This is a genomic window from Nonlabens sp. MIC269, assembly GCF_001430865.1.
Taxonomy (GTDB): Bacteria; Bacteroidota; Bacteroidia; order Flavobacteriales; family Flavobacteriaceae; genus Nonlabens; species Nonlabens tegetincola.
Genome location: NZ_CP011373.1, coordinates 1,117,192 through 1,132,678, shown reverse-complemented (window position 1 = coordinate 1,132,678; position 15,487 = coordinate 1,117,192). Strand labels below are relative to the sequence as shown.

The window sequence follows — 15,487 nt, the reverse complement described above, 5'->3', positions numbered from 1 at the left end:
ATTGATTATAGATGCGATACCATCTGTTATATGATTGTTTTTTTAATGCTCAAGATATGCTTGAGTAATTGTTTTTTGAGCCATTTTTCCTTGTGGCGTAAAACGTTTTGCAAAACCTCTCCATCTACTATCTTCTGCATGGTATTTCCATAAAAAACCGCCTGCCATCCAGGATTCTCCCCAAACCTTATCGAATAAGCATTGATATAAAATATCTTGAGCTTTTTCATTTACTTCATGGTGATCTTGGGCATTTTTCCATGGTTCCTTTCCGGCATAATCTGCGCTTATATAACCATATTCTGTGAACAGGATTTGTTTTTTAAAGCTAGTCGAGAAAGATTTTAATTCTTTTTTCCATTTATCCCAACTTTGATTTATGTTATCAATATCGGGTGTTTTTTTATTACAAACAGGGAAATAAGCGTCTACTCCTATATAATCCAATTCATCCCAAAATGTAACTTGTTTGTAACTGTCCCAGTTCCCAGCATAGGTGATTTTACCTTTATAAATAGTACGGATTTCTTTAATTAATTGTCTCCAGTAGTCTGGTCTAGCAGTTACAAAGGATTCAAGTTCTGTTCCTATACAAAATAGCCCTACTTTTTTTTCTTGTGCGATACGAGCAAATCTCAAAATATACTCACGATAGGAGTCTTCCAGAATTTGCCAATCTTCATTTGTTTTTAATTGAATGGTACCGGTATAGGTTCCTTTATTTATCCAAATTTGAGGTTTGAGCATTACCTCAATATTTTGATCATTCATTAGGTCAATGGTTTGTGATACACCATGCGGTTTTTCGCCCCACCAACCGTGATCCTCGTCATATATAACTTGTGGACTATCAATTGAACGCATCCACGCATAGGGTATAACAGCTACATAATTTGCATTGTATTGAACTAGTGGTTGTACGTTATTTTTATCAATAGGATTACGGGTAGCAACAAATGAGATACCATTTATTTTATTAATTGTTTGAGTTAAGTTTGAATTCAAAAAGGCGGTCTGGTTTGACTGTGATGAGTTCAAACAGGACATTAATAAAAGAGAACAACCTATTATCAGAAAGTTTAATAAACTTTTATATGTAGCGACTTTATTCATTAACTAAGTTGTACGAAAAATTAAAGGTACATAAATCGTTCCTTTTTAGTTGCTTTTATTGATAGATTGAAAAATACAAGGGTTCATTAAGCATTAAATAGGAAATATGTGTAATGTGGTGGGAATAGTTTACGCTTTCGCGAAAGCGTAATTAATCGTACTTTGTAAACACAATCGCCATCTATGGAACATATTATTATAATAGGTAATGGGATTGCAGGTGTTACTGCAGCTAGACATATTAGAAAAAACTCGAATAAGCGCATTACAATTATCTCGGCCGAAACTGATTACTTTTTCTCTCGTACAGCACTTATGTATGTTTATATGGGACACATGAAGTTTGAGCACACACAACCTTATGAAAATTGGTTTTGGAAAGAGAATCGGATTGAATTAATGAATGCCTATGTCAACAAAATACTTCCTGATGAGAATAAGATAGAGTTTGAGGATGGTAGTCACTTAGCCTACGACAAGTTGATTCTTGCTACGGGTAGTATCCCTAACAAATTTGGCTGGCCAGGACAAGATTTAAAAGGTGTTCAAGGCTTAGTAAGTAAACAAGACTTATTACAATTAGAACAAACAGCACCAAATAATAAAATTTGTAAGCGAGCAGTAATTATCGGTGGTGGTTTAATAGGAGTAGAGCTTGCAGAAATGCTACACACTCGTGAAATACCAGTAACTTTTTTAGTTAGGGAAAAAGGATTTTGGAGAGGTGTGTTACCGCTGCCTAACGCTACAATGATTTCTAATCATATAAAAGAGCACCATATAGACTTGCGTGAAGAAGAAGAGCTCAAAGAGATTTTATCGGATGATAATGGTCATGTAAGAGCTGTGATTACAAAAAAGGGTGAGGAAATTCCTTGCAACCTTGTAGGATTATGTGCCGGAGTAAGACCGCAAATTGAATTTTTAAAAGAAAGCGGTATTGAATATAATCGTGGTATCATGGTTAATCGTAATCTTCAAACCAATTTTTCAAATATATATGCCATAGGAGATTGTGCAGAACAGCGAGAACCTGTTGGTGAACGTAAAGCGGTTGAGGCTGTATGGTATACAGGAAGAATGATGGGTGAGGTAGTAGCTCAAAACATTTGTGGAAATCCAGTAAAATGGAATCCTGGTCACTGGTTTAATAGTGCTAAATTTTTTGAGATTGAATACCAAACCTATGGTTGGGTATGGAACAACCCTAAGGAAGGAAATGATCATTTTACATGGAATGGTAATGATGGACGTAGTATGATAACTATTGAGTATGAAATAGCCTCACGTAAATTCATCGGTATTAATACGTTTAATATACGCATGCGTCATGAGGTTTTTGATAAGTGGCTTAATGAAGAACAAACTATAGATCACGTTGTTCATAACTTAAGGGATGCTTGCTTTAATCCAGAGTTTTTTAAAGAACCTTATCACGATATAAAAAGTCAATTTACTAATCTATTAACAAACTAATATTATGAGTACGTATCAACGTAATATGGCTTTAACAGGTGAGCCGCCTAAAGCATTGAACACTGGTCAAAAAGTAGGATCTGCGATTGGTTTGTTTGGTTTGGGAATACTGGTATTATCAATATTCAATATCACTTTTCCTAATAAAGCTCTATGGCTTACCATTAGTCTTTCAATGATTGCAGGTGGGATAATCTGGTTTGCCCGTTCTCAATATAAAAACACGCAGCCAGGAATTAAAAATAATGGAGTCTGGTTTAAATCTATATCAAGTCGTGGTTTATTAGGATGGTTATCTGCGGTAGGCTTATGTGGTTTTTATATAGTCCTTTATTTCTATCCTCAATATTTAGGACAAGGTTCAGATGGGGCAGCAAATACAGGGCTAATTGGATTGTTTGATCCATTGTCTTATTTGTTAAAGGGTCAACCTGCAAGTCAATGGTTTGTTTATGGTGTTCTATATACTATAGCTATAATATCTTTTGGGATAAAGTTTTTGATGAAATACCGTCACAATAGGTATGAACGTTTACGCACCTATAGCGTTATGTTTTTTCAAACAGCATTTGCATTTTTAATACCTGAAATAATGGCTGGATTAAACGGTGACTTGCCGTACTATGATCTCAAAAATGTTTGGCCACTTAATTATTATCTGTTTGATCAATGGAATGTAAACGGATTGCTGGCAAATGGTAGTGTAGGTCTTACCTTGCTGTTATGGGGAATTGCTTCCATTTTTGTAATTACTCCTATTTTAACTTATAAATACGGTAAACGATGGTACTGCAGTTGGGTTTGCGGTTGCGGTGGACTTGCAGAAACCGCTGGTGATGCATTCAGACAACTATCGGATAAATCAAGAAAGGCTTGGAAAGTAGAACGTTGGTTGGTTCACACGGTTTTGGTTTTTGCGGTTATAAGCACGACCGGAGTGATACATTCTTATTTAGGTGATGGCTCAAAATATTGGTTAAGCGCCTCAACCTTTTTAATAGGAGTAGCAGTTTTCTTGACGCTGTTGCTTGCGTTTGTATGGATATTTAGAAGAGAAGAATTAAAAAAAGATGCAAAATTTGGAGCAGTTGGTTTTCTTGTGATTATACTGTCTTTTATAGCAATGCATTTCTTTTCTCAAACCGATTCTTTGTTTTTCTTCAAATCCCATGAAGTAAGATCTACGTATGGATTTTTAATTGGTTCTATTTTTAGCGGAGTTGTAGGAACAGGTTTTTATCCAATTATGGGAAGTAGGGTATGGTGTAGATTCGGTTGTCCGATGGCAGCAATTTTAGGTTTACAGCAGCGATTGTTTTCTAAATTCAGAATCACTACAAATGGAGGTCAATGTATCTCATGTGGTAATTGTTCTACATACTGTGAAATGGGAATTGATGTTCGTGCCTATGCGCAAAAAGGTGAGAACATAGTAAGAGCAAGTTGTGTAGGCTGTGGAGTTTGTAGTGCTGTATGTCCACGTGGTGTTCTTAAACTAGAGAATGGCCCATTAGAAGGACGTATAAATCCAAAGGATGTGCTGTTAGGACAGGATGTAGACTTAATGGACCTGCTAAAAAATAAAGGTAATTAGAAAACCTGTTTAAATAAAAAAACGTTCTAGAATCAACTAGAACGTTTTTTTTATGATAAGATGAGGTTGAAACCTTAAATAGCTATTGCTCTATTTAAAATTAATCCTAGATATAGATTAACTTTTTTCTTCAATTCACTTCTAGGAACGATAAAGTCTAGAAATCCTTTTTCTAAAACAAACTCGGCTGTTTGAAAACCTTCAGGAAGTTCTTTACCTGTCGTGTCACGAACAACTCTAGGGCCAGCAAAACCGATAAGTGCACCAGGCTCTGCAATGTTGATATCACCTAGCATTGCAAATGAAGCGGTTGTACCACCGGTCGTTGGGTCTGTACACAATGAGATGTATGGTATACCAGCCTCAGCAAGTTGAGCAAGTTTTGCACTTGTTTTTGCAAGTTGCATTAGGGATAAAGCAGCTTCCATCATACGAGCACCACCAGATTTTGAAATGATCATAAATGGAATATTGTTCTTTAACGAATAGTCTGCAGCACGAGCTATTTTTTCACCTACGACACTACCCATTGAACCACCGATGAAAGAAAAGTCCATACAAGCAATCACAAGGTCATGTCCATTTGATTTACCAACAGCAGTACGCACAGCATCATTAAGACCTGTCTTTTTCTTAGCTGCTTCTAGTCTGTCAGTGTACTTTTTAGTATCCTCAAAATTTAGAGGATCTTTAGAAAGAATATCTGGATTAAGTTCTTTGAATTCATTGTTGTCAAACATGATTTCAAAATATTCTTTACTTCCTACACGTACATGATATCCATCCTCTGGACTTACGTAGAAGTTGTTTTTAAGTTGTTCTGCATCTACTATTTTTCCAGTAGGTGACTTGTACCACAATCCTTTAGGTGTGTCTTTTTTAGCCTCAGTAGGTGTGGTTATACCTTTTTTATCTCTTTTAAACCAAGCCATAATTAAGTTATGATTTTAGGGTTGTAAGGTGAGAAGTATTCTCTTCTCAAAACTACCGTTTTTTAGTTTAGTGTTATCTATTAATCCTCAAAAAGTCAGATTAAAGAGTGTTTATATTATTTAAGTCTTCAAAAGCTTGTTTTAATCTCGCTTTGAAAGAATCTTCACCTACACGCAACCATTTACGTGGGTCATAATACTTTTTGTTAGGCGCATCGGCTCCAGTTGGATTTCCTATTTGTGACAGCAGGTAATCATTGTTAGTATCCATATACCCTTTGATACCTGTGGCAAAAGCCCATTGTAAATCGGTGTCAATATTCATTTTAATTACACCATATCCTATTGCTTCTCTTATTTCCTCTAATGTAGATCCAGAACCACCATGGAAAACAAAATCTATATGATTGTTTTCTACTCCATATTTGTTTGAGATGTACTCTTGAGAATTTTTAAGGATTTTTGGAGTAAGTTTTACGTTACCCGGTTTGTATACACCGTGAACGTTTCCAAAAGCAGCAGCAATCGTAAAACGATTACTAACCTTGCTTAATTCTTCATAAGCATAAGCAACTTCTTCCGGTTGGGTATATAGTTTTGACTCATCCACATCGCTATTATCTACTCCATCTTCTTCACCGCCGGTAATTCCTAATTCGATTTCTAGTGTCATGTTCATTTTCTCCATGCGCTCTAGATACCTTTTACATATTTCTATGTTTTCTTCTAGAGGTTCCTCACTTAGGTCAATCATGTGAGAAGAGAATAGACTTTTTCCGCTTTCGCGAAAGCGAGCCTCACTAGCATCTAATAGTCCGTCGATCCAAGGTAATAGATTTTTTGCACAATGGTCAGTATGAAGGATAACTGTAGCGCCGTAAGCTTCGGCCAATTGATGAACATGTTGAGCACCTGCTATACTACCTAATACGGCTGCACGCTGGTTCTCATTACTTAGACCTTTACCAGCATTGAATTGAGCTCCACCATTTGAATACTGTATGATGACAGGCGAATTCAATTCTGCAGCAGTTTCCAAAACGGCATTTACAGAATTTGACCCTACAACGTTTACTGCTGGTAAGGCATATCCGTTGGCTTTAGCATGGTTAAAAATTTCTTGAACTTGGTCGCCAGTAGCAACTCCTGGTTTTATGTTGTGACTCATGTGTTTCAATTCTTAAGTGAACAAAAATAGGTAATTATAAGCAGCTATCCTTAATATACCAATGAGTGTGTCAACTATTTGCAATTTAATGTCCTACAACGTTTTAGAATGGGTAATTAATCCCTACGTTCAGAACAGCACGATTAAATTTCATTTCTTTGAACCATCTTTCACCTGGATCGGCAGCAGGATTGTAAGTTTTAAAACCAGCATCTAATCTCATTACGAAAAATCCAAAGTCATAACGTAATCCTACACCAGTACCTATTGCAAGAGCACCTAGGTCAGAAAAATCATTGAATATAGCATCTGGATCGTCCTCACTATCTAGCACATTCCATATGTTACCGATGTCGGCAAAAACTGCACCTTTAAACGCACCGGTAATAGGAAATCGATATTCTGCATTTAAAGCAATTTTCATATTGGCTTCATTGAAATCGTTAATTCCACCAGTTCTTCCTGGACCTAATTCATAAGCTTGCCAAGCACGGTTGTCGTTGGGACCACCTGCAAAGAAAGATCTTATGAATGGAATGTTATCCGAGTTTCCATAAGGTATTGCAATACCAGCAAAGGTTCTTATCGCCAACACATGACCGTTGTAATACTGCCAGTGTTTTACATAATCAAACTCTGTTTTTACATACTGTGAAAACTCAACCCCAAAAACCTCCTTTTGTCCATTGCTGTTTTCTTCAACTCCAACTAAATCTGAAATTCCAGCAAGGACATTTCCTGCGAGTTCTACTCTAACGCTTATTCGTGAGAAATCATCATCATAGATTCCTTGCCTATTATTACGAATCCAGTTGTAGCTAGAACTTATTATAAGGTTGTTTTGAGATAAACGTTGTCTTCTTTCTCTAATATTACGTATTATTTGCTGCTGTTCTGCAGTTGTAGATAAAGTGCCATTTAATCCATCTTGAATAAATTGAGAAGTTCCATCAGGTACAATTAGGTCGCCTTCATCATTTACATAGGTAGGACTGCTCAGGCTTAAATCATTTGCAATATCATTTAAACTACCATAGCTGCTGCGATAAACATTAAAAAAGTTGCCTGGATCTAAATTGCGTACATATTGGGCATTCACCAATTCAAAAATGGTACTTTTTACTGGCGTTTGCTGCCAATTATACCTTAATGCACCTTGTAAACTTTGTTTGTCTAGACCGATGTTAGTTTGACTGGTAAATCCAATGGTAAAATCGGTAGATGGTGACATGTACTTAGGAATGAAACCATCTGTTTCAAAGGGTACAAATAACCTAGGGAATGATAATCGTGCATCAGCACCAAATTCTTGTAGATCAAAAAATCTAGAATCTCCTGTTGCTGCATTTGAACTTGCTCCTATATTTCCTCTAAAGGAAATATCTAGCAACTCACTTCCTTTAAATAAGTTACGTATGAGTAACGAAGTGTTTAAACCAATACCTAGTGTTTGAATGTTGCTGTGTGTAGCCTCTGGTGCGATTTTTACATTAAATTTTTTCTTTGAGGTAAGAAGAACATTGGCTATCAGATCACGGCCAGTTGAATCTGCAGGGTCTGAAACATAGCGTATTTGCGGATACAAAAAACTCTGTAGCTCAGTAATGCGCTTATAAGTTCGATCTCGATCCAGATCGCGATATATATCGCCTTCATGAAAGAATACAGCGTCAGTTAATGTATTACTGCGGTATTTACGTTTCCCATATCTAATGATATTGTAATCTTCATACCTAGTGGTATCTGCTGGAATACTATCTAGCTCATTTGTATAGTCTGGAATAATATTTACCTTACTTATTTTATGAACTCTAAATGGGGTTGTATAGGTAGAATCGCCTAATTGTTCTTCTCTGTCTTTTATAATAAGCGTGATGTTTGCTTTATGATCGGTATTAACAGTGTCGCCTTCAAATTTTATATATTCTTTTTCCATGTGATAGGCTCCATGGTTTCTAAAGTAAGTATTTAGTCTATCACGTTCGTCAGTAAAATTTTGGGATAGATATTGTTCTCCAGCTACAACAAAACTTTTACCTTTTGTAATTTGATATAATGAATCTATAGCTGTTGATTCTATTTTGGATTTAATTGAGTCAATTATATAAGGTTGATTGCGCTCAACTTTATATAAAATTTCGGCTCTTTTTTTTCTGGACTTTTCTATGATTTCATGAGAAACCTCTGTGTTAAAATATCCTTGATTCCAGTACCAGGCTTTTAAACGCTCTTCAGATTTTGTAACGAGCTCTTTGTCTATAATTGCCGGTGATTCTCCAGTACGTTTTAACCACTTATTGAAATCGATTAATGAATTGTATAGTTTGTTAGTTTGCTTTCGCGAAAGCGTATTTTCCAAAAACTCATCAGTACCAGAATGGCTATTCTTCCAGGCAGCGACAAGAGAGTCTTTGTTGGGTCTTGCTAAATTATAAATGTGTAATCGTAGTGGGTAACCTATAAGTGGTAGTTTTGTATTAGGTTGTAGTGCTGGTAAAGTTTTTACTCTAGGATCATCTGGCGCTAGACTGTCAACTAAAATTCTATTTTTAACAAGTAGATTTTTGTTTTGCGGCACTCTTTTTACCGCATTACAAGAAACGATAAGTAATAATAGAGTGCATATGGCTGCTATATGTAGAGTAAATCGTTTCTTTGTCATTCTAAAAATCAAAAGTATTAATAATTGCTTACTAGAAACTATATAAAACTCATAAAATCACTTTCTCGTAAAAAAGGAAGAGATACTCATGGATTGTTTGTAGTTGAAGGCTATAAGTCTATTCAAGAGTTATACCAATCTGGTCTTGATTGCAAGAGTGTTTTTGTAACTTCTGGAAATCACAAGCTTGATCATCTAGAGCTTACGGTTGTTACAGAAAAGGAGATGAAGACAATTTCAAACTTAACAACGCCACCTGGATATTTAGCCGTTTTTGAAATACCTAAGCAATCTACTATTCCACATGATGGTGGTATAATAGTGCTGGATGGTGTTAAGGATCCAGGGAACCTAGGCACTATAATAAGACTAGCAGATTGGTATGGCGTTTCTCATATAGTTTGTTCTCGTGATACTGTTGATTTATTTAATCCAAAATGTATCCAAGCAACGATGTCATCTATTGCAAGAGTACAAGTGTATTATAGGGATATTAAAGAATTCCTAAGTGAAACACAACGATCTGTATATATTGCTCATATGGATGGTGAGTCGTTATATTCTACCTCAATCCCTGAAAACGCTGCCATAGTTATGGGTAGCGAGTCTCATGGTGTAAGTGATTCGATTAAGCAATTAGGAACGCCAGTTAGTATCCCATCTCATAGTACACATGGTGCAACTGAAAGTTTAAACGTAGCTATCGCAACCGCTATAATTACGGCTCACTGGAAAAAGAGTTTGTCTTTTACTGGAAAGTAAAATTGATAAAAATACCTCTAGACTGCATACTCGAAATATTTCCTGTCCATGGACTGTTTACATCCATGTCTGGAACCAATTCGTCCGTCATAGCAAATACACCTCGTATAGATGGAGAGAATTTAAAGTAGAATAGGTACAGGTCAACACCAATTCCTATTTCATAGTTAAATACATTAGTCATCTGTCTAAACTGTCCAGCAGAATTATCATCAGGATTTTCTTCGTTACTGGATAAGTTTGAAGACCATGAAAAGCCACCTACGACAAAGGGTTTCCAATTGTTTTTTCTTTTTGTCGAAAATTTGAGTAATAAGGGTACGTTGATGTAAGTAGATACTACCTCTCGCTCCTGTTGAGCAGGCGTCATTAAAGATGGATCTGGAAAAGTAAGAGTTCTATTTACAAAAACAATCCCAGGTTCAAGTCTTAAATTGAAATAGTCATTTAGTCTGACATCACCTACAAGACCGACATTGAAACCAACACTTGTTTCGGTATTAATTTCCTCGGTTAATTCATTATAATCAAATTTATAATCATAAGAGTTAAAGCCTAAATAGTAACCCCAAGTGTATCGTTGTTTGTCAAAATTTTCTCTATTTAAAATTTTTTCTTTAGAAAAAAGTTGAGCATTAGATAGTTGAGCGCTCAATAATAGCACTATAGTGATAATGAATATTCTCATATTATCCTTTTGTAGCTTTATAAATGGTGGAAGCACCGTAAAATTGTAAATAATTGTCTACTTCATTAAACCCAACTTTCTTTAAAATATTGTTGAAAGCTTCCCCATGTGGAAATTGTGCGGCGCTTTTAGAAAGATATCCATATGCAGTTTTATCTTTAGAAAAAAGCTTTCCTAAAGTAGGAACAATTAAATTAGAATATAAATAGTACCCTTGCTTAAAAGGAAATTTGGTAGGTACACTGGTTTCTAGAACAACAAGAATACCACCAGGTTTTAAAACCCTTAGTATTTCTGATAACCCTTTCTCTAAATCTTCAAAGTTTCTAACGCCGTAACTTACGGTAATTGCATCAATTGAATTATCATCATACTTTAGGTTTTCTGAATCTCCAAGTACCATCTCAATACGGTCATCTAGTTCTTCTTTACTAACCTTAATTTTTCCTATTTCTAGCATACCACTAGAGATATCCAGTCCTATTAATTTAGTAGCATTGGTCTTTTGAGCCATTTTAATAACCAGATCACCAGTCCCTGTAGCGATGTCCATTATTACATCTGGTTTTGATTGAGCTACAAGATCTACAACATTATCTCTCCATTTTTGATCTAATCCTAAAGAGATAACTCTATTCAAACCGTCGTACTCACCACTAATGTTGTCAAACATTTTTGTGACTTGTTGTTTTTTACCGGTCTGATTGTTTTTGTATGGTTTAACTTCGTTTGCCAATTGATACAGATTTATTATGCAAAGATAATAGGTATAAAAGAGCTTATTGTTATGATTATTAGGATTAACTGTTAAGCAAGATGTAAACTTTTGTTTTTGGTAACAATAGTTTTTATTCCTAAGCAGGCTCTTAATTATGGTTATTTATGAGACTTATTCCTTGCATTCTCCTATCTTTGAGGTATAGAACATTGTTTTTATGAAAATCATTATTGCAGGTGCAGGTGAGGTAGGTTTTCATCTTGCTAAGTTGCTGTCCTTTGAATCACAGGATATTACACTTATCGATCCTGTTAAGGAGAATCTATATCATGCAGACTCACATCTAGATATAAGAACCTTAAGAGGTGATGCAACATCTATCAAAATTCTTCAAGATGCCAAAATTGATGCTGCAGATCTTGTTATAGCTGTGACAGCGAGTGAAACTACTAATATTACTATATCTGTTCTTGCTAAACAATTAGGAGCAAAACGTACCATAGCCAGAATTTCTAATACCGAGTTTTTAGAACATCAAGACAATTTAGGTTTTAAAAATTTTGGTATTGATGAATTAATCAGTCCTGAAAGTTTAGCTAGTAAAGAAATTGAATTATTACTCAATCAAAGTGCGTTCAATGATTCTTATGAATTTGAGAATGGGGCATTGACTATGGTAGGTGTAAACCTTCCTAGAAATGCTCAAATGGTTGGAAAAACAGTACAACAAGCTGGTGAAATATTTCCTGAAGTTCATTTCATGCCAATTGCGATTCAAAGATTTGGTACACAATACACTTTGATACCTCGTGGTGATACTAAGTTTAAAGAAGGAGATCAGGTTTATTTTATTACCACTCCAGATGGTGTCGAAGAGCTTTACAAACTTTCGGGTAAAACCAAACATACTGTAAAGAACTTAATGATTTTAGGAGGAAGTAAAATAGGAATTCAAAGTGCCGAAAAACTTTCAAAAGCAGGAATAAATGTTAAGTTAATAGAAATAAATCCAGCCAAGGCCTTTGACCTAGCAGATCAGTTGCCAGATGTTCTTGTTCTTAATGGAGATGGAAGGAATGTTGAACTACTTCAAGAAGAGAGTATACATGAAATGGATGCTTTTATCTCTGTAACTGGTAATAGTGAGACAAACATTATTTCTAGCTTAATGGCTAAAAGTAAAAGTGTTAATAAGACAATAGCACTTGTTGAGAATATGGATTATTTTCAATTATCTCATAGTATAGGAATTGATACCTTAATTAATAAGAAGTTACTTGCAGCAAACAATATCTTTAGATATGTGAGAAAAGGTGAAGTGGTTGCGATGACCAAGCTGAACAACATGAATGCCGAGCTGCTGGAATTTATCGTAAAACCAGACAGTGACATCTGCAATAAAAACCTAGTTGAAGCAGGTTTGCCTAGAAGTGCAATCGTTGGTGGTGTAATAAGAAATGGGATCGGAAATATTGCTCTAGGGAATTTCAAAATTGAAGCAGGTGATAGAGTAGTGGTATGCTGTCTACCTAGATCCATTTCTAAGGTTGAAAAATTATTCTTGTAATGACTAGACTTAATTACAAAATAATTATTTACATCATGGGACTACTGTTATTGTTTAACGGTGGTTTTATGTTTTTGAGTGCTGCTGTAAGTGCTATTTATAAAGAGCCAGAAGGCATTGATATACTAATGGCTGGAGTAGTAGCTATAATTTTAGGTGCTATTTCTATGTATCTAACTCGTAAACATCAACGTGTTTTACATAAAAAAGAAGGCTATTTAATTGTTTCATTAGGATGGTTAATTATGGCTTTTGCGGGAACTATGCCTTATGTTTTTTCAGGTGCTTTGGATAATTATACCGACGCTTTTTTTGAAACAATGAGTGGATTTACTACTACTGGTGCTAGCATAATGAATGATATAGAAATAATGCCAAAAGGTGTTTTATTCTGGCGTAGTCTCACACATTGGATTGGTGGAATGGGTATTATTGTACTAGCGGTTGCTATTTTACCTTTATTAGGAATTGGTGGTATGCAGTTATTTGCAGCAGAAGCACCTGGTCCAAGTGCTGATAAATTACATCCAAGAATCACCGACACAGCAAAAAGATTATGGCTTATTTATGTAGGTTTTACAGGAATTGAAACAATATTACTTAGAATAGCAGGAATGAATTGGTTCGATGCTATTAACCATGCTTTAAGTACTTTATCTACAGGTGGATTCTCTACAAAAAATGCTAGTATGGCGTATTGGAATGATAATCCAGCGGTACAGTGGATCATCATTGTTTTCATGTTTATTGCAGGAACTAATTTTGTACTTAGTTATTTTGCTTTCAAGGGAAGATTCAGTAGGATTTTAAAGGACACTGAATTTAAATGGTACGCAGGATTTGTTTTATTATTTACATTAATTTCTGCTGTTCTTATTTATTATCAAGCAGATTTAACTGCCTCAACAATTTCTCACCCATTAGTTGCAGGAAGAGCAGAAGGCTCTTTAAGGCATGCGGTTTTTCAAGTTTTGGCAGTGATGACCACTACTGGATTTGTGACTGCAGATTATACGCTTTGGACTCCATTTTTAACCATAATGTTCTTTGGTCTCTTCTTCCTCGGCGGTAGTGCAGGATCTACATCAGGTGGAGTAAAAGTAGTTAGACACATCATCTTGATAAGGAATGGTATTATGGAATTTAAAAGGACCTTGCATCCTAGTGCTATAATTCCTGTTCGCTATAACGGAAGAGCGGTTCCTAGCAATAATGTATTTAGCGTTCTAGGTTTTTTTATTCTTTACATGCTGTCCTTTATAATAGGAGCAGTAGTACTTGCTGCATTAGGGCTTGATTTTGATACAGCTATTGGAGGAGCGCTTAGTAGTTTGGGTAACGTTGGGCCTGCTTTTGGTGATCTCTCTCCTGTAGATAATTTTGCAGGTTTACCAGACTTAGGAAAGTGGTGGTGTAGCTTCCTTATGCTTATCGGAAGGTTAGAATTATTTACAGTACTTATCCTCTTCACGCCGTTCTTTTGGCGTAATAGATAATTAAGATTTGCTTACCATATAATTGAAAAGACTGTACTTTCTAGATTAAGAAAGTACAGTCTTTATTCTTTGTAAAGCTTCTTTAATTTGATCTTCACTTGCAGCATAGGATATTCTAATACAGTTAGGAGCTCCAAATGCGTCGCCAGAGACTGTTGCTACATTTGCTTCCTCCAGAATCATTAAAGAAAAATCTGTAGCATCTTTTATCACATGACCTTTAATAGTCTTTCCAAAAAATGAACTTACGTCTGGGAATACGTAAAACGCACCATCTGGAGTGTCAGTTACAAAACCTTCTATTTCAGAAAGTAAACTGAGAACTAGATCTCTGCGTTTAGAAAATGCATCTATCATGTACTGTATTTTGCTCACTGGAGCTTTTAATGCAGTAATTACAGCACGTTGTGCGATACAATTTGCGCCGCTAGTGATTTGGCCTTGCATTTTATTACACGCTCTAGCGATCCAGGAAGGAGCGCCTATATAACCAATTCTCCAGCCAGTCATCGCAAAAGCTTTTGAAACACCATTCACCACAACAGTTCTTTCATACATTCCATCAATCTCGGCCATGCTAGTGTAGGTTCCTGTGTAATTAATATGTTCGTAAATTTCATCACTCACCACGATAATATCAGGGTAGTCTTTTAATACACCAGCGAGACCTTCTAGCTCTTCCTTACTGTAAACGGCACCACTAGGATTATTTGGCGATGAAAACAAAACCATTTTAGTTTTAGGTGTTATAGCATCTTTTAATTGTTGAGGAGTTATTTTGAAATTTTGTTCTACTCCAGCTCTTACCTCTACCGGGACTCCTTCTGCTAGTTGCACGATTGCCGCATAACTTACCCAGTAAGGTGCAGGTAGAATACATTCATCACCTTCATTGAGCAAGACCATTGCTACATTTGCAATAGATTGTTTTGCTCCAGTAGAGACTACAATTTGATCACGGTTATACGTAAGATTATTATCCCTTTTAAACTTTTCTATTACAGCATCCTTTAATTCAGTATATCCATCGACAGGTGTGTAGCTGTTATAATTTTCATTGATTGCCTGGATAGCAGCATCTTTAACAAAATCTGGTGTATTAAAATCAGGTTCACCTAGGCTTAATCCTATTATGTCTTTCCCTTGTTCTCTTAATTCTCTAGCTTTTGCAGCCATTGCGAGAGTTGCACTTGTAGGTAAGTTGTTGATCCTGTTAGATAGATGCTCTTTCATTAGTAGTGATGTTTAAATACAAAAATAACCAAGGTGATAAGAATATACCTAACAGGCTAAGATAATGTTCTATTTTTG

At 35.6% G+C, this 15,487-nt stretch carries 12 protein-coding genes; 5 read left to right on the top strand and 7 right to left on the bottom strand.

All coding sequences use genetic code 11. The annotated features are described in order from the left end of the window. Positions 1-42 precede the first annotated feature (42 nt). Positions 43-1,005 carry a glycoside hydrolase gene (locus tag AAT17_RS05325; RefSeq protein WP_157539235.1) on the bottom strand — a complete coding sequence of 321 codons (963 nt, stop codon included), beginning with the start codon at positions 1,003-1,005 and terminating at the stop codon, positions 43-45. 291 nt (positions 1,006-1,296) lie between these two features. On the opposite strand from AAT17_RS05325, the gene AAT17_RS05320 reads away from it, so the two are divergent. After that, entirely contained in the window at positions 1,297-2,589 is a 1,293-nt protein-coding gene (locus AAT17_RS05320) for an NAD(P)/FAD-dependent oxidoreductase (protein ID WP_060523193.1), read from the top strand. Positions 2,590-2,593: 4 nt separating this feature from the next. Further along, on the top strand, positions 2,594-4,183 hold the full coding sequence (locus tag AAT17_RS05315; RefSeq protein ID WP_060523192.1) for a 4Fe-4S dicluster domain-containing protein: 1,590 nt from the start codon (positions 2,594-2,596) through the stop codon (positions 4,181-4,183). A gap of 74 nt (positions 4,184-4,257) precedes the next feature. Here AAT17_RS05315 and accD read toward each other — a convergent pair whose 3' ends face one another. From accD to AAT17_RS05300, 3 genes are all read right to left on the bottom strand, one after another. Further along, entirely contained in the window at positions 4,258-5,115 is an 858-nt protein-coding gene (accD, locus tag AAT17_RS05310) for an acetyl-CoA carboxylase, carboxyltransferase subunit beta (RefSeq protein WP_042275894.1), read from the bottom strand. A 100-nt stretch (positions 5,116-5,215) separates the two neighbouring features. Then, positions 5,216-6,283, bottom strand: a complete 1,068-nt coding sequence (fbaA, locus tag AAT17_RS05305; protein WP_042275893.1) for a class II fructose-bisphosphate aldolase — start codon at positions 6,281-6,283, stop codon at positions 5,216-5,218. Between the two features lie 103 nt (positions 6,284-6,386). Continuing rightward, a complete protein-coding gene (locus tag AAT17_RS05300; RefSeq protein WP_060523191.1) occupies positions 6,387-8,945 on the bottom strand; it encodes a BamA/TamA family outer membrane protein in 2,559 nt (852 codons plus the stop codon). A 24-nt stretch (positions 8,946-8,969) separates the two neighbouring features. On the opposite strand from AAT17_RS05300, the gene AAT17_RS05295 reads away from it, so the two are divergent. Further along, positions 8,970-9,707 carry an RNA methyltransferase gene (locus AAT17_RS05295; protein ID WP_060523190.1) on the top strand — a complete coding sequence of 246 codons (738 nt, stop codon included), beginning with the start codon at positions 8,970-8,972 and terminating at the stop codon, positions 9,705-9,707. Here the strand turns inward: AAT17_RS05295 and AAT17_RS05290 are convergent. Then, entirely contained in the window at positions 9,694-10,395 is a 702-nt protein-coding gene (locus AAT17_RS05290; RefSeq protein ID WP_060523189.1) for a porin family protein, read from the bottom strand. The genes AAT17_RS05295 and AAT17_RS05290 overlap by 14 nt on opposite strands. A gap of 1 nt (position 10,396) precedes the next feature. Next, a complete protein-coding gene (ubiE, locus tag AAT17_RS05285; RefSeq protein WP_042275886.1) occupies positions 10,397-11,131 on the bottom strand; it encodes a bifunctional demethylmenaquinone methyltransferase/2-methoxy-6-polyprenyl-1,4-benzoquinol methylase UbiE in 735 nt (244 codons plus the stop codon). Between the two features lie 199 nt (positions 11,132-11,330). On the opposite strand from ubiE, the gene trkA reads away from it, so the two are divergent. Next, on the top strand, positions 11,331-12,680 hold the full coding sequence (trkA, locus tag AAT17_RS05280; protein ID WP_042275885.1) for a Trk system potassium transporter TrkA: 1,350 nt from the start codon (positions 11,331-11,333) through the stop codon (positions 12,678-12,680). Next, complete coding sequence (locus AAT17_RS05275) at positions 12,680-14,176, top strand: TrkH family potassium uptake protein (RefSeq protein ID WP_042275882.1); 1,497 nt, start codon at positions 12,680-12,682, stop codon at positions 14,174-14,176. Before trkA ends, AAT17_RS05275 begins: the two co-directional genes overlap by 1 nt. A 45-nt stretch (positions 14,177-14,221) precedes the next feature. On the opposite strand, the gene AAT17_RS05270 is transcribed toward AAT17_RS05275, so the two are convergent. Further along, complete coding sequence (locus AAT17_RS05270; protein WP_060523188.1) at positions 14,222-15,409, bottom strand: pyridoxal phosphate-dependent aminotransferase; 1,188 nt, start codon at positions 15,407-15,409, stop codon at positions 14,222-14,224. Positions 15,410-15,487: the final 78 nt, after the last annotated feature.

Bases quoted from the DNA above. Each gene is read 5' to 3' on its own strand.
- AAT17_RS05320 (WP_060523193.1), top strand. From the start codon at position 1,297: ATGGAACATATTATTATAATAGGTAATGGGATTGCAGGTGTTACTGCA.
- AAT17_RS05315 (WP_060523192.1), top strand. From the start codon at position 2,594: ATGAGTACGTATCAACGTAATATGGCTTTAACAGGTGAGCCGCCTAAA.
- accD (WP_042275894.1), bottom strand. From the start codon at position 5,115: ATGGCTTGGTTTAAAAGAGATAAAAAAGGTATAACCACACCTACTGAG.
- fbaA (WP_042275893.1), bottom strand. From the start codon at position 6,283: ATGAGTCACAACATAAAACCAGGAGTTGCTACTGGCGACCAAGTTCAA.
- AAT17_RS05300 (WP_060523191.1), bottom strand. From the start codon at position 8,945: ATGACAAAGAAACGATTTACTCTACATATAGCAGCCATATGCACTCTA.
- AAT17_RS05290 (WP_060523189.1), bottom strand. From the start codon at position 10,395: ATGAGAATATTCATTATCACTATAGTGCTATTATTGAGCGCTCAACTA.
- trkA (WP_042275885.1), top strand. From the start codon at position 11,331: ATGAAAATCATTATTGCAGGTGCAGGTGAGGTAGGTTTTCATCTTGCT.
- AAT17_RS05275 (WP_042275882.1), top strand. From the start codon at position 12,680: ATGACTAGACTTAATTACAAAATAATTATTTACATCATGGGACTACTG.
- AAT17_RS05270 (WP_060523188.1), bottom strand. From the start codon at position 15,409: ATGAAAGAGCATCTATCTAACAGGATCAACAACTTACCTACAAGTGCA.